The sequence below is a fragment of the Rathayibacter sp. VKM Ac-2801 genome (assembly GCF_009834245.1).
Classification (GTDB): domain Bacteria; phylum Actinomycetota; class Actinomycetes; order Actinomycetales; family Microbacteriaceae; genus Rathayibacter.
On sequence record NZ_CP047183.1, the window covers coordinates 2,702,432 to 2,722,528 of the forward strand.

A 20,097-nucleotide genomic window follows, 5' to 3' on the forward strand; every position below is an offset into this window, starting at 1 on the left:
GGGCCCGCGGCAGGGTCGCGGCGCTCCCGGCGCCCGCCCCGACCGCACGCCTGGAGCCTGATGCCTGACAACCGCGAACGACTGCTGGAGTACCTCTCCCGCGCCGACGGCTGGGTGACGGCGCACGAGCTCGCCGACAGGCTCGGGGTCACCACCCGCAGCGTCCGGAGCTACGTCACCGCGGTGAAGGCGCAGGCCGCTCCGCTGGAGCCGGTCGAGTCCTCTGCGAACGGCTACCGGCTCGCGCGCGAGGCGTATGCGGCGTACCTGGAGGCGCAGCGCACCCGCGACGTCGAGCCCGACACCCCGCGCGACCGGCTCTACAGCATCGTCCGCCGCCTGGTCGACTCCGACGAGGGTCTGGACGTCTTCGCCCTCGCCGACGCGCTGTCGGTGAGCGAGTCGACGGTCGACGCCGACCTGCGCCGGGTGAAGGCCCTCGCCGACGAGGCCGGCCTCGGGCTGGTCCGCCGCGGCCCGTCGGTGCGCCTCGAGGGCAGCGAGGAGGCCCGCCGCCGCCTGATCTCCCGCATGTTCCGCGACGAGAGCGCGCAGGGCGTCTTCACCCTCGACGACGTCCAGCGCGAGTTCGCCTCCCCCGGCCTCGGCGCGTTCAAGACCGAGCTGCTGGCCGAGCTCGAGACGCGCGGCTACTACATCAACGACTACGGCGTGAACAGCGTCCTCCTCCACATCGCGATCGCCGTCGACCGCGTCGCCCGCGGCATCGGGGACCCCTCCGGCTCCCACCCCTCCCCCGCGGTCCACGGCGAGCTCGCCGCCCTGCTGGCCGGGCTGGTGGAGCGGCACTTCGCGACGCGCCTGACCGACGCCGAGCTCGCGCAGCTCGCCATCCTGATGACGACGCGGGTCGCGACCCCCGGGCAGAACGAGCCGGTCGCCGCCGTGGTCGAGAACTACCTCGACCCGGAGGACCTCGCCGTCGTCCGCGAGCTCGTCGCCGAGGTCAACCGCGAGTACCTGGTCGACCTCGACGACGAGGGCTTCATCGTCCGCCTCGCCCTGCACGTGCGGAACCTGATCGCCCGTGCCTCCGAGGGCGGCTACTCCCGCAACCCGCTCACCCGCTCGATCAAGACCAGCTATCCGATGACCTACGAGATCGCGGTGTTCCTGGCGAGCGGGCTGCAGCGCCGGCGGGGCATCGTGGTCAACGAGGACGAGATCGCCTACATCGCCCTCCACGTCGGCTCGTTCCTCGAGCGGGTGTCGCGGCGGGAGGAGCGGCTGTCCTGCGTGATCGTCTGCCCCAACTACTACGACCTCGCGCACATGCTGCGCCTGCGCGTCGAGCGCTCGCTCGGCACCGAGGTGGAGGTGCGCTCGCTGATCACGCGGAGCGACGTCGACTGGGACCGGCTCACCGCCGACCTCGTGATCACCACGATCGACGAGCGCCCCGCGTCCGACGACGTCGTCGTGGTGCAGCCGTTCCTCACCGACCACGACGTCGAGACGGTGCGGCGGGCGATCGCCCGCGTCCGCCGGCACCGCCGCCGCGCGCAGATCAAGGACGAGCTGCTCCAGTTCTTCGACGAGGAGCTGTTCTTCCGCAACGTGCACGCGCGCGACGAGGCGGCGATGATCCGGATGCTGGGCGAGCGGATGATCGCCGGCGGCATCATCGACGAGGACTACGTCGACGGCGCCATCGAGCGCGAGCGGATGAGCTCCACGGCCTTCACCGACAACCTCGCGGTCCCGCACGCGATGGCGATGAGCGCGCGCCGCACCTCCATCGCGATCGTCGTCAACGACACGGCGATGGAGTGGGGCGAGCAGCGGGTGAACGTGATCGCGATGATCGCGTTCGCCTCGGCCGGCCGCAGCACGTTCCAGTCGGTTTTCGACCAGTTCGTCGAGGTGTTCGCGGACCGGGCGGAGGTGCAGCGACTGATCCGGCGATCGACCGACTTCGGCGGCTTCATCGAGGAGCTGGTGCGGGTGATCGACAGCTGACTGTCCGCTCAGACAGGGATCGAGAGGGTGCTGTCGTCCTCTCGCGCCATCCCGCGTCCTGCGGGCGCCCGCCAGACCCGAGCCAGTCGCGAGAGGACGACAGCACCCTCCCTCCGCATCGGACCGGCCGCACCCCTGCGCGTCGTCGAGTCAGGCGAAGGGCGTCGGCACGATCCCGTAGGGGGCGAGGCCGGCCGCGCCGCCGTCGGCGAGCGTGGTGACCCAGATGCCGTCGCGGTGCACGGCGACGGAGTGCTCCCAGTGGGCGGCCATGCTGCTGTCCTCGGTCGCGACCGTCCACTCGTCCTCGCGGACGAAGGTCTCGGCGCTGCCCGCGGTGACCATCGGCTCGATCGCGACGACGAGTCCCGGCCTCACCTCGGGGCCGCGCTGGCGCACCCGATAGTTGAAGACCGGCGGTGCCTCGTGCATGGTGCGCCCGATGCCGTGGCCGATGTAGTCGGTGAGGATGCCGTAGACGCGGCCCGAGCGCTCGGACTCGTCTTCGATGTACTCCTCGATCGCCGCGCCGACCTCGTTGAGGTGCCGGGCGGAGGCGAGGGCGGCGATCCCCCGCCAGAGAGATGCCTCGGTCACCCGCGAGAGCTCGGCGCGCGCCGCGACCTCCTCGGGACGGGAGGGGTCGGGCAGGACGACCGTCATCGCGGAGTCGCCGTTCCAACCGTCGATCTCGGCGCCGCTGTCGATGGAGACGAGGTCGCCCGGCTCGAGCACGCGACCACCGGGGATCCCGTGGACCACCTCGTCATTGACCGAGGCGCAGATCGTGTGCCGGTAGCCCGGGACGAGCTGGAAGTTCGAGTGGCCGCCGAGCGCGACGATCGCCGCCTCCGCGATCGCATCGAGCTCGAGCGTGGTGACGCCCGGGCGGATCGCCGCGCGGACCGCGTCGAGCGAGGCGGCCGTGGCCAGGCCCGGAGCGAGCATCGACCGCAGCTGCGCGGGCGTCTTGTAGAGCGAGGAGCGGAACGCCACGGCTCAGGCGGCCGGGGTGTCGAGGCGGCCCACGCGGTGGCCCTCGAGGGCGACGACGATCCGCTCGGTCACCTCGTCGACCGGTCCGAGGCCGTCGACCACGACCACGAGCCCGCGGGCCGCGTAGACGTCGATGAGCGGAGCGGTCTGCTCCTCGTAGAGCGCGAGTCGGCGCCGGATGACGTCCTCGGTGTCGTCGCTGCGCCCCTGCTCGAGCGAGCGCTTCAGCAGGCGGCCGACGACCTCGTCGGGATCGGCCGTCAGCTGGACGACCGCGTCGAGCCGGTTGTCGTCCGCGGCCAGGATGCGGTCGAGCTCGTCGACCTGCTCGGTGGTCCGCGGGTAGCCGTCCAGCAGGAACCCGGTCGACGCGTCCGCCTCCTGGAGGCGGTCGTGCACGATCGCGTTGGTCAGCTCGTCCGGCACGTAGCGGCCGGCGTCGAGGTAGGCCTTCGCCTGGAGACCGAGCTCGGTCTCGTTGGCGACGTTCGCGCGGAAGATGTCCCCCGTCGAGATGGCGGGCACCCGGAGGATGTCGCTCAGCCGAGCGGCCTGGGTCCCCTTGCCTGCGCCGGGAGGGCCGATCAGCAGGAGACGGAAGCCGATCGGGTGCGACGTCATCGGAGGAGTCCTTCGTAGTGGCGCTGCTGCAGCTGGGAGTCGATCTGCTTCACCGTCTCCAGGCCGACTCCGACGATGATCAGGATGGACGTGCCGCCGAAGGGGAAGTTCTGGTTCGCCCCGACCAGCGCGAGGGCCACGAGGGGCACGAGCGCGATGAGGCCGAGGTAGACCGATCCGGGCAGGGTCACCCGCGTGAGCACGTAGTTGAGGTACTCGGCGGTCGGGCGGCCGGCGCGGATGCCGGGGATGAAGCCGCCGTAGCGCTTCATGTTGTCGGCGACCTCGTCCGGGTTGAAGGTGATCGCGACGTAGAAGTAGGTGAAGCCGACGATCAGGAGGAAGTACAGCGCCATGTAGAGCGGGTGATCGCCCTTGGTGAGGTAGTTCGTGATCCAGGTGACCCAGACCGGTGCCTCCTGGCCCGCGGCGGGCTGGTTGAACTGCGCGATGAGCGCGGGCAGGTACAGCAACGACGAGGCGAAGATGACGGGCACGACGCCGGCCATGTTGACCTTGATCGGGATGTACGTGTTGTTGCCGCCGTACGTGCGGCGGCCGACCATCCGCTTGGCGTACTGGACGGGGATCCGCCGCTGCGACTGCTCCACGAAGACCACGGCGACCACGAGCACGAGGCCCACTCCGAGGACGAGGAGGAAGGTCTCGAAGCCGCGCGACTGCGCGATCGACCAGAGCGACGTCGGGAACTGGGCCGCGATCGAGGTGAAGATCAGCAGCGACATGCCGTTGCCGATGCCGCGCTCGGTGATGAGCTCGCCCATCCACATGATGATTCCGGTGCCCGCGGTCATGGTGACGACCATGAGGAGGATGGAGTACCACTCGTCGGTGATGATGAGCGCCGAGCACTCCGGGACGCCGGAGTTGCCGAAGAGGGCTCCCGAGCGGGCCACGGTGATCAGCGTCGTCGACTGGAGGACGCCGAGCGCGATGGTGAGGTACCGCGTGTACTGGGTGAGCTTGCCCTGACCGGACTGCCCCTCCTTGTACAGCGTCTCGAAGTGAGGGATGACCACGCGCAACAGCTGCACGATGATCGACGCCGTGATGTAGGGCATGATCCCGAGCGCGAAGATCGACAGCTGGAGCAGGGCTCCACCGCTGAAGAGGTTCACGAGTTCGTAGAGACCCGAGGTGCCCTGGTTGCCGGCGAGACAGGCCTGCACGGCGCTGAAGTCGACGAATGGAGCAGGGATGAAGGATCCCAGCCGGAAGATCGCCACGATCGCGAGGGTGAAGCCGATCTTGCGGCGGAGGTCGGGGGTGCGGAAGATCCGCGCAACGGCGCCAAACACTACCTAAGGTCTCCTGCTCAATTCTGTGGTGCGGGATACAGGTCGAGCTTGCCACGCGCTCCCGGAGGAGTCGGCGTGGCAAGCTCGACCGACAAGCTGCTGGTGCTACTTGATGGATCCGCCCGCAGCGACGATCTTCTGCTCGGCAGAGCTGGAGACCTTGTCGACCGCGACGTTCAGCTTAACCGCAATGTCGCCGTCCCCGAGGACTTTGACCTTCTCGTTCTTGCGGACAGCACCCTTGGCGACCAGGTCGCCGATGGTGACGTCGCCGCCCTGGGGGTAGAGCTCCGCGAGAGCGGAGAGGTTCACGACCTGGTACTCGACCCGGAACGGGTTCTTGAAGCCGCGGAGCTTCGGGGTGCGCATGTGCAGCGGCATCTGCCCGCCCTCGAAGCCGACGCGCACCTGGTAGCGGGCCTTGGTGCCCTTGGTGCCGCGACCGGCGGTCTTGCCCTTGGAGCCCTCACCGCGACCCACGCGGGTCTTGGCCTTCTTGGCTCCGGCAGCGGGACGGAGGTGGTGGACCTTGAGCACGTGCTCCTTGGTCGCCGGCGCCGCCGCGCCCTTCGTGGTGGTCGCCTGCGCGGGAGTCGTGGACTCCGCGGCTGCGGCCTTGTTCGTCTCAGCCATTAGTCAATCTCCTCGACCTTCACCAGGTGGGCGACGGTCTTCACGTATCCGCGGTTCTGGGCGTTGTCCTCGCGGACGACGCTCTGACCGATCTTCCTGAGGCCGAGCGAGCGCAGCGTGTCGCGCTGGTACTGCTTCTCGCTGACCTTCGACTTGATCTGGGTCACCTTGAGCTGGGCCATCATGCACCTGCCTTCGCGTTGGACGCGGCGGCGAGGGCGTCGGCCTCGGCACGGACGAGACGTGCCGGCGCGACCTGGTCGAAGTCGAGACCACGACGAGCGGCGACGGCGCGCGGCTCCTCGAGCTGCTTCAGAGCCTCGACGGTCGCGTGGACGATGTTGATGGTGTTCGACGAGCCGAGCGACTTGCTCAGGACGTCGTGGATGCCGGCGCACTCGAGGACGGCGCGGACGGGACCACCGGCGATGACACCGGTACCCGCGGCGGCGGGGCGCAGGAGCACCACACCGGCGGCGGCCTCACCCTGGACGGGGTGCGGGATGGTCGAGGCGACGCGGGGGACGCGGAAGAAGTTCTTCTTCGCCTCCTCGACGCCCTTGGAGATGGCGGTCGGGACCTCGCGGGCCTTGCCGTAGCCGACGCCCACCAGTCCGTTGCCGTCTCCGACGACCACGAGCGCGGTGAAGCTGAAGCGACGACCGCCCTTGACCACCTTCGACACGCGGTTGATGGTCACGACGCGCTCGAGGAACTGGCTCTTCTCGGCGTCACGGCCACCGCGGTCGCGGCCACCCTGGTTGCGGTCGCGGCCGCCGCGGCGGGGCTCACGAGCCTCCTGCTGCGGCTGCGTGGACGCAGCGGTCTCGACGGGGGCCTCCGACACAGCGGCGACCTCGGGTTCCTTGTTCTCTGCGGCGCTCACAGGTTGAGCCCTGCCTCTCGTGCTCCATCGGCGATCGCGGCGACGCGACCGGCGTACTTGTTGCCTCCGCGGTCGAAGACGACCGCCTCGACACCGGCGTTCTTGGCGCGCTCGGCGACGAGCTCGCCGACCTTGCGGGCCTTGGCGGTCTTGTCACCGTCGAACACGCGCAGGTCGGCCTCGAGGGTCGACGCCGACGCGAGGGTGCGGCCCTGCGCGTCGTCGACGACCTGCACGAAGACGTGGCGGGCCGAGCGGTTGACGACGAGGCGGGGACGCTCGGCGGATCCGACGACCTTCTTGCGCAGACGGTCGTGACGACGACCGCGCGCAGCGGACTTGCTCTTTCCTCTGGTTCCGAGTCCCATGATCACTTACCGCTCTTTCCGGCCTTGCGGCGAACGACCTCGCCGGCGTAGCGCACGCCCTTGCCCTTGTAGGGCTCGGGCTTGCGGATCTTACGAATGTTGGCGGCCACCTCACCGACGGCCTGCTTCGAGATGCCGTGCACGGTGAGCTTGTTGTTGCCCTCGACCGTGAACGAGATGCCCGCGGGCGGGGTGACGACGACCGGGTGCGAGAAGCCGAGCGCGAACTCGATGTCCGAGCCCTTCGCCAGCACGCGGTAACCGGTTCCGACGACCTCGAGGCCCTTGGAGTAGCCCTGCGTGACACCGATGATGTCGTTCGCGATGAGCGTGCGGGTGAGGCCGTGGAGCGAGCGCGACTCGCGCTCGTCATCGGGACGCGAGACCAGCACCTGGCCGTTCTCGACGGACACCTGGATGGGGCTGGCGACCGAGACGGTCAGCTCGCCCTTGGGGCCCTTGACGGTCACAGCGGATCCGGCGACGGAGACGTCGACGCCCGCCGGGATCTCGATGGGGAGTCTTCCAATACGCGACATGAGGGGTTACCACACGTAGGCGAGGACTTCCCCACCCACGCCCTTCTTCTCGGCCTGGCGGTCGGTCAGCAGACCGCTCGAGGTGGACAGGATGGCGACGCCGAGGCCGCCGAGCACGGTGGGGATCTCGGCCGACTTCGCGTACACGCGGAGTCCGGGCTTCGAGACCCGCTTGATGCCGGCGATCGAGCGCTCGCGGTTCGGGCCGTACTTGAGGGAGATGGAGAGCGTCGTGCCGACGCGCGCCTCCTCGACCTTCCAGTCGGCGATGTAGCCCTCGGCCTTGAGGATCTCGGCGATGTTCGCCTTGAGCTTCGAGCCCGGGAGGGTGATGGAGTCGTGGTGCGCGGAGTTCGCGTTACGGATTCTGGTCAGCAGATCTGCGACCGGATCAGTCATGGTCATGGCTGATGGTGCCTTTCTCGCCTGGTTTCGGCACCCTTTACAAGAGTGACGACCTGTGGTGTGGGACGGCGCCGACGACGTCGACGCCCATGCGGCCGCGCGAACGCAGGCCAACGAGCCATGCTACATGCCCGAGGTCCTGCGGTCGAGGGTCGATCGTGCACGGGATCCGGGGATCCCGCGTGCCGCCCGCCGCCGGCTCCGGACGGACCGGTCCGGCGGCGGACGCACGACGAGGCCGGAGGGCGGTTCTCACCGTCCCCCGGCCTCGAGGCTTGCTGCTTACGCGTTGTCCGACGACTTGAACGGGAAGCCGAGCTGCTTGAGCAGCGCGCGACCCTCGTCGTCGGTCTTGGCGGTGGTCACGACGGTCACGTCGAAGCCGCGGACGCGGTCGATGCGGTCCTGGTCGATCTCGTGGAAGATCGACTGCTCCGTGATGCCGAAGGTGTAGTTGCCGTTGCCGTCGAACTGGCGGTCCGACAGTCCGCGGAAGTCGCGGATGCGGGGCAGCGCCACCGAGAGCAGGCGGTCCAGGAACTCCCAGGCGCGGTCGCCCCGGAGGGTGACGTGAGCGCCGATGGCCTGGCCCTCGCGCAGCTTGAACTGCGCGATGGACTTGCGGGCCTTGGTGACCTGCGGCTTCTGACCGGTGATGGCGGTGAGGTCCTTGACCGCGCCGTCGATGATCTTGCCGTCGCGGGCCGCCTCACCGACACCCGTGTTGACGACGACCTTGACCAGGCCGGGGACCTGGTGGACGTTGCCGAAGCCGAACTGCTCCTTGAGAGCGGGGATGATGTCGGCCTGGTACTTGGCCTTGAGCCGCGGCTGAACCTTCGCAGCCACTGCGGTGGTGTCAGTCATTACAGTTCCTCACCCGACGCCTTCGCGTAGCGCACGCGAACGGTCTTGGTCACGCCGTCCTTGGTGACGGCCACGTTGCGGTGGCCGACCCGGGTCGGCTTCTTGGTCTTCGGGTCGACGAGCGCGACGTTGGAGATGTGGATCGAGGCCTCGACGGTCTCGATGCCGCCCTCCTTCGAGCCGCGCTGCGTCTGGCCGACGCGGACGTGCTTCTTGACGAAGTTCACGCCCTCGACGACGACGCGGTTGCGCTCGACCAGCACCTCGAGGACCTTGCCCTGCTTGCCGCGGTCTCCGCCGCGGGCCTGGGTCGCACCCGAGATGACCTGGACGAGGTCACCCTTCTTGATCTTGGCCATGACTAGATAACCTCCGGTGCCAGCGAGACGATCTTCATGAACTTCTTGTCGCGGAGCTCGCGACCGACCGGTCCGAAGATGCGGGTGCCGCGGGGGTCCCCGTCGTTCTTGAGGATCACGGCGGCGTTCTCGTCGAACTTGATGTACGAGCCGTCGGCGCGACGGGTCTGCTTGATGGTGCGGACGATGACGGCCTTGACCACATCGCCCTTCTTCACGTTGCCACCGGGGATCGCGTCCTTGACGGTGGCGACGATGATGTCACCGAGGCCCGCGTAGCGGCGGCCGGAGCCTCCGAGGACGCGGATGGTGAGGAGCATCTTGGCGCCGGTGTTGTCGGCGACCTTGACTCGGGATTCTTGCTGAAGCATGTGTCTCTCCTGCTAACTCAAGTAGGCCGCGGCCTACTTGGCCTTCTCGAGGATCTCGACCAGGCGCCAGCGCTTGGTGGCGCTGAGGGGACGGGTCTCGCTGATGACGACGGAGTCGCCGATGCCGGCGGAGTTCAGCTCGTCGTGGACCTTGACCTTGGACGTACGGCGGATGACCTTGCCGTACAGCGGGTGCTTCACCCGGTCCTCGACCTCGACGACGATGGTCTTGTCCATCTTGTCGCTGGTGACGTAGCCGCGACGGGTCTTGCGGTAACCGCGAGCACCCGCCTCCTTCACGTCGTGGGCGGCCGACTCGTGGCCGGCGCTGTCATTGACGGTTGCCATTACTTGGCCTCCTCGTTCGACTCGGTCGCCTCGACCTCGGCCTTGGCGGCCTTCTTGGTCTTGGGCTTCTTCTCCGCCTTAGCCGGGGCCTCGACGGGTGCGGGGGTGGCGCGGATGCCCAGCTCGCGCTCACGGATGACCGTGTAGATGCGGGCGATGTCGCGCTTGACGGCACGCAGGCGGCCGTTGGTGTCCAGCTGACCGGTGGCCGACTGGAAGCGGAGGTTGAACAGCTCCTCCTTGGCCTTCTTCAGCTCGGTGACGAGACGCTCGTCCTCGTAGGTGTCGAGCTCGGCGGGGGCGAGCTCCTTGGATCCGATCGCCATTACGCGTCTCCCTCCTCGCGCTTGATGATGCGTGCCTTGAGGGGCAGCTTGTGGATGGCTCGGGTCATGGCCTCACGAGCGAGCTGCTCGTCGACGCCGGCGACCTCGAAGAGGACGCGACCCGGCTTGACGTTCGCGACCCACCACTCCGGCGAGCCCTTACCGGAACCCATGCGGGTCTCGGCGGGCTTCTTGGTGAGCGGGCGGTCGGGGTAGATGTTGATCCACACCTTTCCGCCGCGCTTGATGTGACGCGTCATGGCGATACGAGCGGACTCGATCTGACGGTTGGTCACGTAGGCGGGGGTGAGGGCCTGGATGCCGAACTCACCGAACGACACCTTGGTGCCACCGGTGGCCTGGCCGGACCGGCCCGGGTGGTGCTGCTTGCGGTGCTTGACTCGACGCGGAATCAACATGGTTATGCCTCAACTCCTGCTGCGACGGGCGCCTCGCTCTGCTGGCGGGGTGCACGGCGCGGACGGTCGCTGCGCTCGGGGCGCGACGACTTGCTGTTCGCCTGCTCGCGGGCGAGCTCCTTGTTGGTGATGTCGCCCTTGTAGATCCAGACCTTCACGCCGATGCGGCCGAAGGTGGTCTTCGCCTCGTAGAAGCCGTAGTCGATGTTCGCGCGGAGGGTGTGCAGCGGCACGCGTCCCTCGCGGTAGAACTCCGAGCGGCTCATCTCGGCGCCGCCGAGGCGGCCGGAGACCTGGATGCGGACGCCCTTGGCGCCGGCGCGCTGAGCACCCTGCAGGCCCTTGCGCATCGCGCGGCGGAAGGCCACGCGGGCGGAGAGCTGCTCGGCGATACCCTGGGCGACCAGCTGAGCCTCGGCCTCGGGGTTCTTGACCTCGAGGATGTTCAGCTGGATCTGCTTGCCCGTGAGCTTCTCGAGGTCGGCGCGGATGCGCTCGGCCTCGGCGCCGCGGCGGCCGATCACGATGCCCGGACGGGCGGTGTGGATGTCGACGCGGACGCGGTCGCGGGTGCGCTCGATCTCGATGCGGGCGACGCCCGCACGGTCGAGCTGCGTGGCGAGGAGTCGGCGGATCTTGACGTCCTCGGCGAGGTAGTCGCTGTACCGCTGGCCCTTCTTGGTGCTGTCGGAGAACCAGCGCGACACGTGGTCGGTGGTGATTCCCAGACGGAAACCGTAGGGGTTTACTTTCTGACCCATTACTTGGTCCCCTCCTCAGGAGTGGCCAGCACGACGGTGATGTGGCTGGTGCGCTTGTTGATGCGGAAGGCACGACCCTGAGCACGGGGCTGGAATCGCTTGAGGGTGGTTCCCTCATCGACGAAGGCGCGGGACACGATCAGGTCCTGGTCGTCGAGGTACTCGTTCGAGGCATCGGCCTTGACGCGAGCGTTGGCCATCGCCGAGGCGACGAGCTTGTAGACGGGCTCGGACGCACCCTGCGGCGCGAACTTCAGGATGGCCAGTGCCTCCTGAGCCTGCTTCCCGCGGATCAGGTTCACGACACGGCGAGCCTTCTGGGGGGTGACGCGGATGTGTCGCACGCGTGCGATCGACTCCACCATTTCTCTCCTCCTTCTCGTCGCCGCGTCAGCGGCGACGGCCCTTCTTGTCGTCCTTCTCGTGACCGCGGAAGGTCCGAGTGGGGGCGAACTCGCCGAGCTTGTGGCCGACCATGGTCTCGGTCACGAACACGGGGATGTGCTTGCGACCGTCGTGGACCGCGATGGTGTGACCCAGCATCGCCGGGATGATCATCGAACGGCGCGACCAGGTCTTGATGACGTTCTTGTTGCCGGCTTCGTTGGCCGTGAACACCTTGCGGAGCAGGTGGTCGTCAACGAAGGGGCCCTTCTTGAGACTGCGAGGCATCTTCTACAACTCCTACTTGCGCTTCTTACCGGCGGTGCGGCGGCGAACGATGAGCTTGTCGCTCTCCTTGTTGGGGCGACGGGTGCGTCCCTCGGACTGACCCCACGGGCTGACCGGGTGGCGTCCACCGGAGGTCTTGCCCTCTCCACCACCGTGCGGGTGGTCGACCGGGTTCATCGCGACACCGCGGACGGTCGGGCGGACGCCCTTCCAGCGCATGCGGCCGGCCTTGCCCCAGTTGATGTTCGACTGCTCGGCGTTGCCGACCTCGCCGATCGTGGCGCGGCAGCGCGCGTCGACGTTGCGGATCTCGCCCGACGGCAGGCGGAGCTGCGCGTAGGGGCCGTCCTTGGCGACGAGGCGGACCGAGGTGCCGGCCGAGCGGGCGAGCTTGGCGCCGCCTCCCGGCTTGATCTCGATGGCGTGGATGACCGTACCGGTCGGGATGTTGCGCAGCGGCAGGTTGTTGCCCGGCTTGATGTCGGCGCCGGCGCCCGACTCCACGATGTCGCCCTGCGAGAGCTTGTTCGGGGCCAGGATGTAGCGCTTGGTGCCGTCCACGAAGTGGAGCAGCGCGATGCGCGCCGTGCGGTTGGGGTCGTACTCGATGTGAGCGACCTTGGCGTTGACGCCGTCCTTGTCGTTGCGACGGAAGTCGATCAGACGGTACTGGCGCTTGTGGCCACCACCGATGTGACGCGTCGTGATGCGGCCGGAGTTGTTGCGGCCACCGGTCTTGGACAGCGGGCGCAGGAGCGACTTCTCGGGCGTCGAGCGGGTGATCTCGGCGAAGTCGGCAACGCTGGAGCCGCGGCGACCGGGGGTCGTGGGCTTGTACTTACGAATAGCCATTGTCTGTTTCCTCTACGCTTCTTCGGCTCAGCCGACGCTCGTGAAGATGTCGATGGAGCCGGACTTCAGCGTGACGATCGCGCGCTTGGTGTCCTTGCGCTTGCCGGTGCCGAACTTCGTGCGGCGGGTCTTGCCCTGGCGGTTCAGCGTGTTGATCGACGCGACCTCGACGCCGAAGATCTTCTCGATGGCGAGCTTGATCTCGGTCTTGTTCGAACGCGGGTCGACCACGAAGGTGTACTTGCCCTCGTCGATCAGGCCGTAGGACTTCTCCGAGACCACCGGGGAGATGATGACGTCGCGGGGGTCCTTGTTGAACGCGGCGGACTGGCTCATGCGTTCACCTCTTCCTTGTTGGACTCGACGCCCGACTTGGCCGCGATGAACGCGTCGAGCGCGCCCTTCGAGAACACGATGTCGTCGGAGACGAGCACGTCGTACGCGTTGAGCTGGTCGGCCGGCAGGATGTGCACGAACGGCACGTTGCGGAGCGAGAGCTCGGCGATGTAGTCGTCGCGCTCGAGCACCACGAGGACGTTGCGCGACACCGAGAGGGCGTCGAGCAGGACGAGGACGTCCTTGGTCCGGGGGGTGTCGCCGAGGGCGAGGGACTCGACCACGTGGATGCGGGCACCGCGGGCGCGGTCCGAGAGAGCGCCGAGCAGAGCCGCGGCGATCATCTTCTTGGGGGTGCGCTGCGCGTAGCTGCGGGGGGTCGGTCCGTGGACCACGCCACCACCGGTCATGTGCGGGGCGCGGATCGAGCCCTGACGAGCGCGACCGGTTCCCTTCTGCTTGAACGGCTTGCGACCGGCTCCGGAGACCTCACCGCGGTTCTTCGTCTTGTGGGTTCCCTGGCGCGCCGCGGCGAGCTGGGCCACGACGACCTGGTGGATGAGGGGGATGTTGGTCTGGACGTCGAAGAGCGCGGCGGGGAGCTCGAACGAGCCCGCCTTCTGGCCCTTGACGTCGATGATGTCGACAGAGGTAGCCATGGAACTACGCTCCCTTCACGGCGTTGCGAACGAACACGAGGCGACCGCGGGCACCGGGGACGGCGCCCTTGACGAGCAGCAGGCCCTTCTCGGCGTCGACGGAGTGCACCTTGAGGTTGAGCACGGTGACGCGCTCGCCACCCATGCGACCGGCCATGCGCATGCCCTTGAAGACACGGCTGGGGGTCGAGGAGGCGCCGATGGAGCCGGGCTTGCGGTGGTTGCGGTGCGAACCGTGCGAAGCCGAGACGCCCTTGAAGTTGTGACGCTTCATGACACCGGCGAAGCCCTTGCCCTTGCTGGTGCCGACGACGTCGACCTTGGTGCCGGCCTCGAAGACGGCGTCCACGGTCAGCTCCTGGCCGGCCGAGTAGTCGGCGGCGTCGGAGGTGCGGACCTCGGTGAGGTGGCGGCGGGGGGTGACGCCCGCGGCGTCGAAGTGACCGGCGGCGGGCTTGTTCACCTTGCGCGGGTCGATCGCACCGGCGGCGAGCTGGACGGCGGTGTAGCCGTCCTTCTCCTCCGTGCGGACCTGGGTCACGACGTTGGGGCTGATCTCGATGACGGTGACCGGCACGAGCTTGTTGTTCTCGTCCCAGACCTGGGTCATTCCGAGCTTGGTGCCGAGGAGGCCCTTGCTGGTCTTCAGCGTGGGGGAAACAGTGACAGACATGGTGGCACTCCTCCTTAGAGCTTGATCTCGATGTTGACGTCGGCCGGCAGGTCGAGGCGCATGAGCGAGTCGACGGCCTTGGGCGTCGGGTCGATGATGTCGATGAGGCGCTTGTGGGTGCGCATCTCGAAGTGCTCGCGGCTGTCCTTGTACTTGTGGGGAGAACGGATCACGCAGACCACGTTCTTCTCGGTCGGCAGCGGCACGGGGCCGACCACCGTTGCACCGGCACGGGTGACCGTGTCGACGATCTTGCGCGCCGACGTGTCGATGACCTCGTGGTCGTACGACTTCAGTCGGATGCGGATCTTCTGTCCCGCCATGTGTGATCTCTCACTCTCTTGTTATTGCGTCGTACGCGACTCCCCCGGCCGGAGCCGGACTCGTCTCGCATTGGACGCGCTCGCGAAGGAACTCCGGTGACCCGGAAAAGTGCAACCAGTGTTCTTCTGTCAAAAGCACCGCACCCCGGGGGCGCTCCGATCGGCGTGCAGAACGCACGACGCACGGAGAACCCGTTGAGATGTCGGTTGTTGTCGTTCTGCTACCCGCCGCCTCGACGTCGCACCCACGCGGCCGCCCTCTCGGGTCGAGCCTCCGCGATGCCGTCTCGGCACTGCCTGGCAGTGTCCCCCTCCGAGCAGCACGCCGCCCGAGAGGAAATTTTGAACTAGAAGAGTCTCCCACAGATGCCCCACCCCTGCAACCCGGGCGTGTCGCGCCACCCCTCTCCCCCACCCCCTCTTATTTCGCGAAATTTCGGGAGATGGCGACCCGCGGACGAGATGCCCCGCCGTGCACGACGATCTCGTCCGATGGACTCGATCTCGTGGAGGAGCGACCCCGTCAGCGGGAGCCGTGCACGGACCTCAGACCCGCTGCGGCGAGCAGGGTGCACAGGGCGTGCCGGGGCCGGAGATCGGCGAAGGTCCAGCGGACCACCCGCAGTCCGAGTGCTCTCAACCTGTCCTCGCGGAGCTTCTCCCGGACCACCACGTCGGCCGGATCGGCTCCGTCGAGCAGGCGGTCGTCGCGGTACTTCGCCAAGCCGTCGAACTCGCCGACCGTCCGGTGGAGGGGCCAGTCGAAGTCCACCCGCCCCACGGACCCGCGGTGGTCCCGGTAGTCCCGCTGCAGCGCCGGAGTCGCGATTCCGCACTCGATCATCCGCAGCCGACTCGCGCTCTCCCCCGGCGACTCCGCCGCACCGTCGCCGAGGGCGAGAACGAAGCGCGCCTGCTTCACTCCCCGGTAGCCGCGGAAGTCCTCGATCCGCTCCAGCAGAGTCTCCTTGTCGAGCGGAGCTCTGACAGGGAGGGAGCGGAGGACGTGATCGACCACGCTGATCGCGTCCTCCCGGGCGGCGAGACGGGCGAGATCGAGAACCGTCCGCTCCAGACCCGTCACCAGGAAGCCGTCCTTCTCGACGACGTCGTCGTCGCGCAGCCGCTCGCGGTGCAGCACGACGTCGGCCCCCTCGGCGGCTCCCGGTGCTCCGATGAGGTGCACCTGCGCCGGAGACCGGGAGAGCATCGGCAGTCGCCAGAGCGCTGCGGCGGAGTGGAAGGCGAGCACCGCTTCGCCGCTGCGGTGCCCTCGGGCGACCGCCCGCGCGCGGAGCAGATGCTGATCGCGGTCGGTCAGCTCGCCGAAGGCCCGCGTCTCGACGTAGACGCCGCGCGAGAGCCTCCGGTGCCGCCCCTTCGAGCGGTCCGGGCGGAGCCGCCGCGCGTCGGAGCCGAGTCGTGCGAGGTCACGGGACACGAGGAGTTCGGGGAGCTGTTCCATCCCCGGACTCTGCCTCCAGCCGCGCGCCCGTGGTCGCCGCCTCCGACCATCCGTGGACACCCGGCTCGCTCCCCGCCCTGGGGAGGAGCCGCTGTCTCTCGCGAGATCGCCCGCGGCGGACGAGATGTCGGTGCACGGCGGGCCATCTCGTCCGCCGACGACCATCTCGCGAAATTTCGCGAGATCCGGGGTCAGTCGAAGAGGAGGGCGCGGAGGGTGGTCTCGGCGGAGCCGGGACGGGTGGGGTCGATCGTCTCGCCGGCGCGGAAGTGGTCGAGCAGACGCGGATCGACGTAGCTGGCCCGAGCGACGGTCGGAGTGTTGCCGAGCACGTCGGAGGCGTCCCGCATCGCCTGCGCGACGGCGGCGTTCCGCGCGCGCTGCGTCGGCTGAGGGCCGGCCTTCGCCAGGCTGAGCGCTGCGGCCACCGTGCCGTGCAGAGTGCGGAAGTCCTTCGCCGTGAAGTCGTCGCCGGCGCGCTCCCGGACGTAGTCGTTGATCTCCGGTGCCGAGATCGGATGCCACTCCTTCCCGTCCTTCCAGGCCAGCAGTCGCGCGTTCGGGCCTCGGCGCTTCAGCACGCGGACCACGCTGGAGAGGTCGCGGTCGAGGATCTCGCTCGTCCAGGCCTGATGGCTCTTCCCGGGGAAGGCCAGGGCGACGCGGTCGCCGTGGGTCGTCGCGTGCGCGCACAGCAGGGTGGAGAGGCCGATGCTCCCGTGCTCCTTGGCGTAGCGCTCGCTGCCCACGCGGAGCGACCCGGTGTCCAGCATGCGGAACGCCGTGGCCAGCGCACGCTCCCGGGTCATGCCCTCGGAACGCAGGGCGATCGTCACGCTCCTCCGCGCACCGGGCAGCGCCTCGGCCAGGCGCAGCGCCCGGTCGAACTTGATCCGGTCCTTCTGCTCGCGCCACGTCGGGTGGTAGACGTACTGCCGCCGCCCGGCTGCGTCGACGCCGGTGGCCTGGATGTGGCCGTTCGGGTACGGCGCGATCCAGACGTCCTTCCAGGCGGGCGGGATGCCGAGGGCGTCGAACCGCTCGCGCAGCTCCTTGTCGGCGACCGTCACGCCCTTCGGATCGCGGTAGCTGAAGCCGGAGCCGGCCCGGACCCGGGTGTAGCCGCGACCGCTCGAATCGGTCCTGCGGAGTCGTTGCGTGCGCGTCTCAGCCATCAGCCCGACGATAGGGCGGCCGACGGCGCGCCCGCACCGGGTTGACGCCGGGAGCGAGCAGCCGACGCGGCGCCGCTACTCGTTGCCGATGCGCTTGTCGGCCTGGCGCTTCAGGTCCTCGATGCGGTCGTCGTACTTGCCGCCCGTGAGACGGCCGGCGATCTCGCCCGCCTTCTCGAGGACCTGGTCCGACACCTGCTCCGCCTTCTCGCTGCGCAGGGCGTCCTGCGTCTTGCGGCTGTTCAGCAGTTCGCCCGCCTGACGTCCGAGCTTCCCGAGATCCACGATGATGCCTCCTTGTCGGCGCGCACGGCTGCGGCGCGCGCCTCAGTGTGGCCGCCCCGGCTGAGGGAACGGTGCGGGCGCGCCGGTCAGCCGGCGAGAGCGAGCACGCGGGCGGCCGCGTCGGCCAGGGCACGTCCGTAGGAGGGGCCGTGGCCGGCCGCGTGCACCGCGAGCGGATGCAGCTGGTGCAGGGGGACGCGCTGCTGCAGCCCTGGAGCGAGCGGGTGCACCTCCTGGTACCCCTCGAGGACCGCGTCGAGCTCAGGAGCGCCGAACAGGTCCAGCATCGCCAGGTCGGTCTCGCGATGACCGCCGTGCGCCGCCGGGTCGATCAGCACGGCACCGTCGGCCGACCACAGCACGTTGCCGGTCCACAGATCGCCGTGGAGCCGGGCCGGGGCATCGCCGTCGTCGAAGGCGCCGGCTTCGACCGGCTCGAGCGCGCGCTCGACCGTCCGCGCCTGGGCGGGCGTCAGGTTCCCCGCGTCCACAGCGGGCGCGAGGAACGGGAGCACCCGCTGATCCGCGTAGAAGCGGCCCCAGGAGAGGTCGGGCGTGCACGGCATCGCCCGTCGCCCTATGTAGGCCGGCCCGGTCCAGTCCGTCGGCGGTGCTCCGAAAGCGTCGGATCCCGCGCCGTGCGTGCGGGCGAGCGCTCGTCCGAAGGCGCGCGCGGCTGGCCTGGTCGGCCGGACCGGTGCGACCTCCTCGAGCTCGATCCGGCCGGGGGCGAGGGACAGGACCTCGACGCAGCGCACTCCCCCGCCGCTCTCCGCCTCGCGCAGCCAGTCGAGGCCCGCGGCCTCCCACTCGAAGAACAGGGGCTGAGCGGCGGGGTCGCTCTTCACGAAGGGCATGCGGCAACGCTAGCCGCGGACTCGCTCCCCCGTGGCGGTCTCCGGATCGCCGCCGTGCCGCCGCGCGTGCAGCGGCCGGTCGGGGCCCCGCCACCTCCGAGGACGCCTCGACCCGCGTCCGGGTCGAGCTCCCTGCGGAACGACGAGAGGGGCCGCCCGCCGAAGCGGACGACCCCTCTCGAGAGATCGGTAGGACGGACCTACTTGATGATCTTGGTGACCGTACCGGCACCCACGGTGCGTCCACCCTCACGGATGGCGAAGCCGAGGCCCTCCTCCATGGCGATCGGCTGGATCAGCGCGACCGTCATGTCGGTGGTGTCGCCGGGCATGACCATCTCGGTGCCCTCGGGCAACGTGATGACGCCGGTGACGTCGGTGGTGCGGAAGTAGAACTGCGGGCGGTAGTTCGCGTAGAACGGGTTGTGACGCCCACCCTCATCCTTAGACAGGATGTACGCGGTGCCCTCGAAGTCCGTGTGCGGCGTGACCGAACCCGGCTTGACGACGACCTGGCCGCGCTCGACGTCCTCGCGCTTGGTGCCGCGGAGGAGCAGACCACAGTTCTCGCCGGCCCAGGCCTCGTCGAGCTGCTTGTGGAACATCTCGATTCCGGTGACCGTGGTCTTCTGCGTCGGGCGGATGCCGACGATCTCGACCTCGGAGTTCAGAGCGAGGGTTCCACGCTCCGCACGGCCGGTGACGACGGTTCCACGACCGGTGATCGTGAAGACGTCCTCGATCGGCATGAGGAACGGCTTGTCCTTGTCGCGCACCGGGTCCGGGATGGACTCGTCGACGGCGTCCATGAGGTCGAGGATGGACTGGGTCCACGTCTCGTCGCCCTCGAGGGCCTTGAGGCCCGAGACGCGGATGACCGGAGCGTCGTCGCCGGGGAAGCCCTGCGACGAGAGGAGCTCGCGGACCTCGAGCTCGACGAGCTCCAGGATCTCCTCGTCGTCCACCATGTCGGACTTGTTCAGCGCGACCATCAGGTAGGGGACGCCGACCTGCTTGGCGAGGAGGACGTGCTCACGGGTCTGAGCCATCGGGCCGTCGGTGGCGGCGACCACGAGGATCGCGCCGTCCATCTGGGCCGCGCCGGTGATCATGTTCTTGATGTAGTCGGCGTGACCCGGGGCGTCGACGTGCGCGTAGTGGCGCTTCGGCGTCTCGTACTCGACGTGCGAGATGTTGATCGTGATGCCGCGCTGGCGCTCCTCGGGAGCGGAGTCGATCGACGCGAAGTCACGCTGGACGTTGGTCGCGGACGGGAACTTGTCCGCCAGAACCTTCGAGATCGCCGCGGTGAGCGTGGTCTTTCCGTGGTCGACGTGACCGATGGTTCCGATGTTGACGTGCGGCTTGGTCCGCTCGAACTTGGCCTTAGCCACTGTGGGTCCTCCTCAGGACTTAGGTGCAAGCATCCGCATCCGGGCGGCCGCACGGGGCGGCACGAGGACAGGAGGACTTGCGGGGGTTTTGTGTACGTATGTTACCGGCAGTGGTCGTGCGGCCGTCCCGCTGCGACAGGGGGCGCGCTGCACTCGGCAGCAAACCCGCACGACACTACCAGGCCGTCGCCGTTCCGGGGAACGGCGA

The 20,097-nt window shown here is 68.8% G+C and carries 29 protein-coding genes; 1 reads left to right on the forward strand and 28 read right to left on the reverse strand.

Annotated features, from left to right (window positions below; all coding sequences use genetic code 11):
* The first annotated feature begins 60 nt into the window (after positions 1 to 60).
* Positions 61 to 1,980 (forward strand): BglG family transcription antiterminator, encoded by a 1,920-nt coding sequence (locus GSU45_RS12545; protein ID WP_159915378.1) that lies wholly within the window; start codon positions 61 to 63, stop codon positions 1,978 to 1,980.
* A gap of 150 nt (positions 1,981 to 2,130) precedes the next feature.
* On the opposite strand, the gene map is transcribed toward GSU45_RS12545, so the two are convergent.
* The 28 genes from map to tuf form a co-directional block, all read right to left on the reverse strand.
* A complete protein-coding gene (map, locus tag GSU45_RS12550; protein ID WP_159915380.1) occupies positions 2,131 to 2,976 on the reverse strand; it encodes a type I methionyl aminopeptidase in 846 nt (281 codons plus the stop codon).
* 3 nt (positions 2,977 to 2,979) lie between these two features.
* Positions 2,980 to 3,597 carry an adenylate kinase gene (locus tag GSU45_RS12555; RefSeq protein ID WP_181110094.1) on the reverse strand — a complete coding sequence of 206 codons (618 nt, stop codon included), beginning with the start codon at positions 3,595 to 3,597 and terminating at the stop codon, positions 2,980 to 2,982.
* The gene (gene secY, locus GSU45_RS12560) at positions 3,594 to 4,916 is read right to left on the reverse strand and encodes a preprotein translocase subunit SecY (protein ID WP_104277019.1); all 1,323 of its coding nucleotides are present in this window, start codon (positions 4,914 to 4,916) and stop codon (positions 3,594 to 3,596) included. The genes GSU45_RS12555 and secY overlap by 4 nt, the downstream gene beginning before the upstream one ends.
* A gap of 105 nt (positions 4,917 to 5,021) precedes the next feature.
* Positions 5,022 to 5,549, reverse strand: a complete 528-nt coding sequence (gene rplO / locus GSU45_RS12565; RefSeq protein ID WP_159915382.1) for a 50S ribosomal protein L15 — start codon at positions 5,547 to 5,549, stop codon at positions 5,022 to 5,024.
* Complete coding sequence (gene rpmD, locus GSU45_RS12570; protein WP_181024623.1) at positions 5,549 to 5,731, reverse strand: 50S ribosomal protein L30; 183 nt, start codon at positions 5,729 to 5,731, stop codon at positions 5,549 to 5,551. The genes rplO and rpmD overlap by 1 nt, the downstream gene beginning before the upstream one ends.
* On the reverse strand, positions 5,731 to 6,396 hold the full coding sequence (gene rpsE, locus GSU45_RS12575; protein ID WP_181027197.1) for a 30S ribosomal protein S5: 666 nt from the start codon (positions 6,394 to 6,396) through the stop codon (positions 5,731 to 5,733). Before rpsE ends, rpmD begins: the two co-directional genes overlap by 1 nt.
* 35 nt (positions 6,397 to 6,431) lie before the next feature.
* On the reverse strand, positions 6,432 to 6,803 hold the full coding sequence (gene rplR, locus GSU45_RS12580; protein WP_056037296.1) for a 50S ribosomal protein L18: 372 nt from the start codon (positions 6,801 to 6,803) through the stop codon (positions 6,432 to 6,434).
* A gap of 2 nt (positions 6,804 to 6,805) precedes the next feature.
* Complete coding sequence (gene rplF, locus GSU45_RS12585; RefSeq protein WP_104224560.1) at positions 6,806 to 7,342, reverse strand: 50S ribosomal protein L6; 537 nt, start codon at positions 7,340 to 7,342, stop codon at positions 6,806 to 6,808.
* 6 nt (positions 7,343 to 7,348) lie between these two features.
* Positions 7,349 to 7,747 carry a 30S ribosomal protein S8 gene (gene rpsH / locus GSU45_RS12590; RefSeq protein ID WP_159915384.1) on the reverse strand — a complete coding sequence of 133 codons (399 nt, stop codon included), beginning with the start codon at positions 7,745 to 7,747 and terminating at the stop codon, positions 7,349 to 7,351.
* A 282-nt stretch (positions 7,748 to 8,029) separates the two neighbouring features.
* The gene (gene rplE / locus GSU45_RS12595) at positions 8,030 to 8,614 is read right to left on the reverse strand and encodes a 50S ribosomal protein L5 (RefSeq protein ID WP_068209425.1); all 585 of its coding nucleotides are present in this window, start codon (positions 8,612 to 8,614) and stop codon (positions 8,030 to 8,032) included.
* The gene (gene rplX / locus GSU45_RS12600; RefSeq protein WP_104224561.1) at positions 8,614 to 8,973 is read right to left on the reverse strand and encodes a 50S ribosomal protein L24; all 360 of its coding nucleotides are present in this window, start codon (positions 8,971 to 8,973) and stop codon (positions 8,614 to 8,616) included. The genes rplE and rplX overlap by 1 nt, the downstream gene beginning before the upstream one ends.
* A 2-nt stretch (positions 8,974 to 8,975) precedes the next feature.
* Positions 8,976 to 9,344 (reverse strand): 50S ribosomal protein L14, encoded by a 369-nt coding sequence (rplN, locus tag GSU45_RS12605; protein WP_104224562.1) that lies wholly within the window; start codon positions 9,342 to 9,344, stop codon positions 8,976 to 8,978.
* Between the two features lie 33 nt (positions 9,345 to 9,377).
* Positions 9,378 to 9,692 carry a 30S ribosomal protein S17 gene (gene rpsQ / locus GSU45_RS12610; RefSeq protein WP_104224563.1) on the reverse strand — a complete coding sequence of 105 codons (315 nt, stop codon included), beginning with the start codon at positions 9,690 to 9,692 and terminating at the stop codon, positions 9,378 to 9,380.
* On the reverse strand, positions 9,692 to 10,018 hold the full coding sequence (gene rpmC / locus GSU45_RS12615; protein ID WP_104224564.1) for a 50S ribosomal protein L29: 327 nt from the start codon (positions 10,016 to 10,018) through the stop codon (positions 9,692 to 9,694). The genes rpsQ and rpmC overlap by 1 nt, the downstream gene beginning before the upstream one ends.
* Positions 10,018 to 10,437: a 50S ribosomal protein L16 gene (gene rplP / locus GSU45_RS12620; RefSeq protein WP_068209436.1), complete on the reverse strand. Its 420-nt coding sequence runs from the start codon at positions 10,435 to 10,437 to the stop codon at positions 10,018 to 10,020. Before rplP ends, rpmC begins: the two co-directional genes overlap by 1 nt.
* 2 nt (positions 10,438 to 10,439) lie before the next feature.
* Complete coding sequence (rpsC, locus tag GSU45_RS12625; protein WP_068209439.1) at positions 10,440 to 11,198, reverse strand: 30S ribosomal protein S3; 759 nt, start codon at positions 11,196 to 11,198, stop codon at positions 10,440 to 10,442.
* Positions 11,198 to 11,563, reverse strand: coding sequence for a 50S ribosomal protein L22 (gene rplV, locus GSU45_RS12630; protein ID WP_077221988.1), 366 nt, complete (start codon positions 11,561 to 11,563; stop codon positions 11,198 to 11,200). The genes rpsC and rplV overlap by 1 nt, the downstream gene beginning before the upstream one ends.
* A 25-nt stretch (positions 11,564 to 11,588) precedes the next feature.
* Positions 11,589 to 11,870, reverse strand: coding sequence for a 30S ribosomal protein S19 (gene rpsS, locus GSU45_RS12635; RefSeq protein ID WP_055787078.1), 282 nt, complete (start codon positions 11,868 to 11,870; stop codon positions 11,589 to 11,591).
* Between the two features lie 12 nt (positions 11,871 to 11,882).
* Complete coding sequence (rplB, locus tag GSU45_RS12640) at positions 11,883 to 12,722, reverse strand: 50S ribosomal protein L2 (RefSeq protein ID WP_055787074.1); 840 nt, start codon at positions 12,720 to 12,722, stop codon at positions 11,883 to 11,885.
* A 27-nt stretch (positions 12,723 to 12,749) separates the two neighbouring features.
* Positions 12,750 to 13,058, reverse strand: coding sequence for a 50S ribosomal protein L23 (gene rplW / locus GSU45_RS12645; RefSeq protein ID WP_068209445.1), 309 nt, complete (start codon positions 13,056 to 13,058; stop codon positions 12,750 to 12,752).
* Positions 13,055 to 13,717, reverse strand: a complete 663-nt coding sequence (gene rplD, locus GSU45_RS12650; RefSeq protein ID WP_159915386.1) for a 50S ribosomal protein L4 — start codon at positions 13,715 to 13,717, stop codon at positions 13,055 to 13,057. The genes rplW and rplD overlap by 4 nt, the downstream gene beginning before the upstream one ends.
* A gap of 4 nt (positions 13,718 to 13,721) precedes the next feature.
* The gene (gene rplC, locus GSU45_RS12655) at positions 13,722 to 14,390 is read right to left on the reverse strand and encodes a 50S ribosomal protein L3 (protein ID WP_104224566.1); all 669 of its coding nucleotides are present in this window, start codon (positions 14,388 to 14,390) and stop codon (positions 13,722 to 13,724) included.
* 14 nt (positions 14,391 to 14,404) lie between these two features.
* Positions 14,405 to 14,713: a 30S ribosomal protein S10 gene (gene rpsJ, locus GSU45_RS12660; RefSeq protein ID WP_005050520.1), complete on the reverse strand. Its 309-nt coding sequence runs from the start codon at positions 14,711 to 14,713 to the stop codon at positions 14,405 to 14,407.
* Between the two features lie 523 nt (positions 14,714 to 15,236).
* Positions 15,237 to 16,178 carry a hypothetical protein gene (locus tag GSU45_RS12665; RefSeq protein WP_159915388.1) on the reverse strand — a complete coding sequence of 314 codons (942 nt, stop codon included), beginning with the start codon at positions 16,176 to 16,178 and terminating at the stop codon, positions 15,237 to 15,239.
* 191 nt (positions 16,179 to 16,369) lie between these two features.
* Positions 16,370 to 17,353: a DNA topoisomerase IB gene (locus tag GSU45_RS12670; protein WP_159915390.1), complete on the reverse strand. Its 984-nt coding sequence runs from the start codon at positions 17,351 to 17,353 to the stop codon at positions 16,370 to 16,372.
* Between the two features lie 75 nt (positions 17,354 to 17,428).
* The gene (locus GSU45_RS12675) at positions 17,429 to 17,638 is read right to left on the reverse strand and encodes an antitoxin (protein WP_159915392.1); all 210 of its coding nucleotides are present in this window, start codon (positions 17,636 to 17,638) and stop codon (positions 17,429 to 17,431) included.
* Between the two features lie 86 nt (positions 17,639 to 17,724).
* Positions 17,725 to 18,495, reverse strand: coding sequence for a fructosamine kinase family protein (locus GSU45_RS12680; RefSeq protein ID WP_159915394.1), 771 nt, complete (start codon positions 18,493 to 18,495; stop codon positions 17,725 to 17,727).
* A gap of 200 nt (positions 18,496 to 18,695) precedes the next feature.
* Positions 18,696 to 19,889, reverse strand: coding sequence for an elongation factor Tu (tuf, locus tag GSU45_RS12685; protein WP_159915396.1), 1,194 nt, complete (start codon positions 19,887 to 19,889; stop codon positions 18,696 to 18,698).
* Positions 19,890 to 20,097 lie beyond the last annotated feature (208 nt).

Bases quoted from the DNA above. Each gene is read 5' to 3' on its own strand.
- GSU45_RS12545 (WP_159915378.1), top strand. From the start codon at position 61: ATGCCTGACAACCGCGAACGACTGCTGGAGTACCTCTCCCGCGCCGAC.
- GSU45_RS12555 (WP_181110094.1), bottom strand. From the start codon at position 3,597: ATGACGTCGCACCCGATCGGCTTCCGTCTCCTGCTGATCGGCCCTCCC.
- rplO (WP_159915382.1), bottom strand. From the start codon at position 5,549: ATGGCTGAGACGAACAAGGCCGCAGCCGCGGAGTCCACGACTCCCGCG.
- rpmD (WP_181024623.1), bottom strand. From the start codon at position 5,731: ATGGCCCAGCTCAAGGTGACCCAGATCAAGTCGAAGGTCAGCGAGAAG.
- rplR (WP_056037296.1), bottom strand. From the start codon at position 6,803: ATGGGACTCGGAACCAGAGGAAAGAGCAAGTCCGCTGCGCGCGGTCGT.
- rplF (WP_104224560.1), bottom strand. From the start codon at position 7,342: ATGTCGCGTATTGGAAGACTCCCCATCGAGATCCCGGCGGGCGTCGAC.
- rpsH (WP_159915384.1), bottom strand. From the start codon at position 7,747: ATGACCATGACTGATCCGGTCGCAGATCTGCTGACCAGAATCCGTAAC.
- rplE (WP_068209425.1), bottom strand. From the start codon at position 8,614: ATGACTGACACCACCGCAGTGGCTGCGAAGGTTCAGCCGCGGCTCAAG.
- rplX (WP_104224561.1), bottom strand. From the start codon at position 8,973: ATGGCCAAGATCAAGAAGGGTGACCTCGTCCAGGTCATCTCGGGTGCG.
- rplN (WP_104224562.1), bottom strand. From the start codon at position 9,344: ATGCTTCAGCAAGAATCCCGAGTCAAGGTCGCCGACAACACCGGCGCC.
- rpsQ (WP_104224563.1), bottom strand. From the start codon at position 9,692: ATGGCAACCGTCAATGACAGCGCCGGCCACGAGTCGGCCGCCCACGAC.
- rpmC (WP_104224564.1), bottom strand. From the start codon at position 10,018: ATGGCGATCGGATCCAAGGAGCTCGCCCCCGCCGAGCTCGACACCTAC.
- rplP (WP_068209436.1), bottom strand. From the start codon at position 10,437: ATGTTGATTCCGCGTCGAGTCAAGCACCGCAAGCAGCACCACCCGGGC.
- rpsC (WP_068209439.1), bottom strand. From the start codon at position 11,198: ATGGGTCAGAAAGTAAACCCCTACGGTTTCCGTCTGGGAATCACCACC.
- rplV (WP_077221988.1), bottom strand. From the start codon at position 11,563: ATGGTGGAGTCGATCGCACGCGTGCGACACATCCGCGTCACCCCCCAG.
- rpsS (WP_055787078.1), bottom strand. From the start codon at position 11,870: ATGCCTCGCAGTCTCAAGAAGGGCCCCTTCGTTGACGACCACCTGCTC.
- rplB (WP_055787074.1), bottom strand. From the start codon at position 12,722: ATGGCTATTCGTAAGTACAAGCCCACGACCCCCGGTCGCCGCGGCTCC.
- rplW (WP_068209445.1), bottom strand. From the start codon at position 13,058: ATGAGCCAGTCCGCCGCGTTCAACAAGGACCCCCGCGACGTCATCATC.
- rplD (WP_159915386.1), bottom strand. From the start codon at position 13,717: ATGGCTACCTCTGTCGACATCATCGACGTCAAGGGCCAGAAGGCGGGC.
- rplC (WP_104224566.1), bottom strand. From the start codon at position 14,390: ATGTCTGTCACTGTTTCCCCCACGCTGAAGACCAGCAAGGGCCTCCTC.
- rpsJ (WP_005050520.1), bottom strand. From the start codon at position 14,713: ATGGCGGGACAGAAGATCCGCATCCGACTGAAGTCGTACGACCACGAG.
- GSU45_RS12665 (WP_159915388.1), bottom strand. From the start codon at position 16,178: ATGGAACAGCTCCCCGAACTCCTCGTGTCCCGTGACCTCGCACGACTC.
- GSU45_RS12670 (WP_159915390.1), bottom strand. From the start codon at position 17,353: ATGGCTGAGACGCGCACGCAACGACTCCGCAGGACCGATTCGAGCGGT.
- GSU45_RS12680 (WP_159915394.1), bottom strand. From the start codon at position 18,495: ATGCCCTTCGTGAAGAGCGACCCCGCCGCTCAGCCCCTGTTCTTCGAG.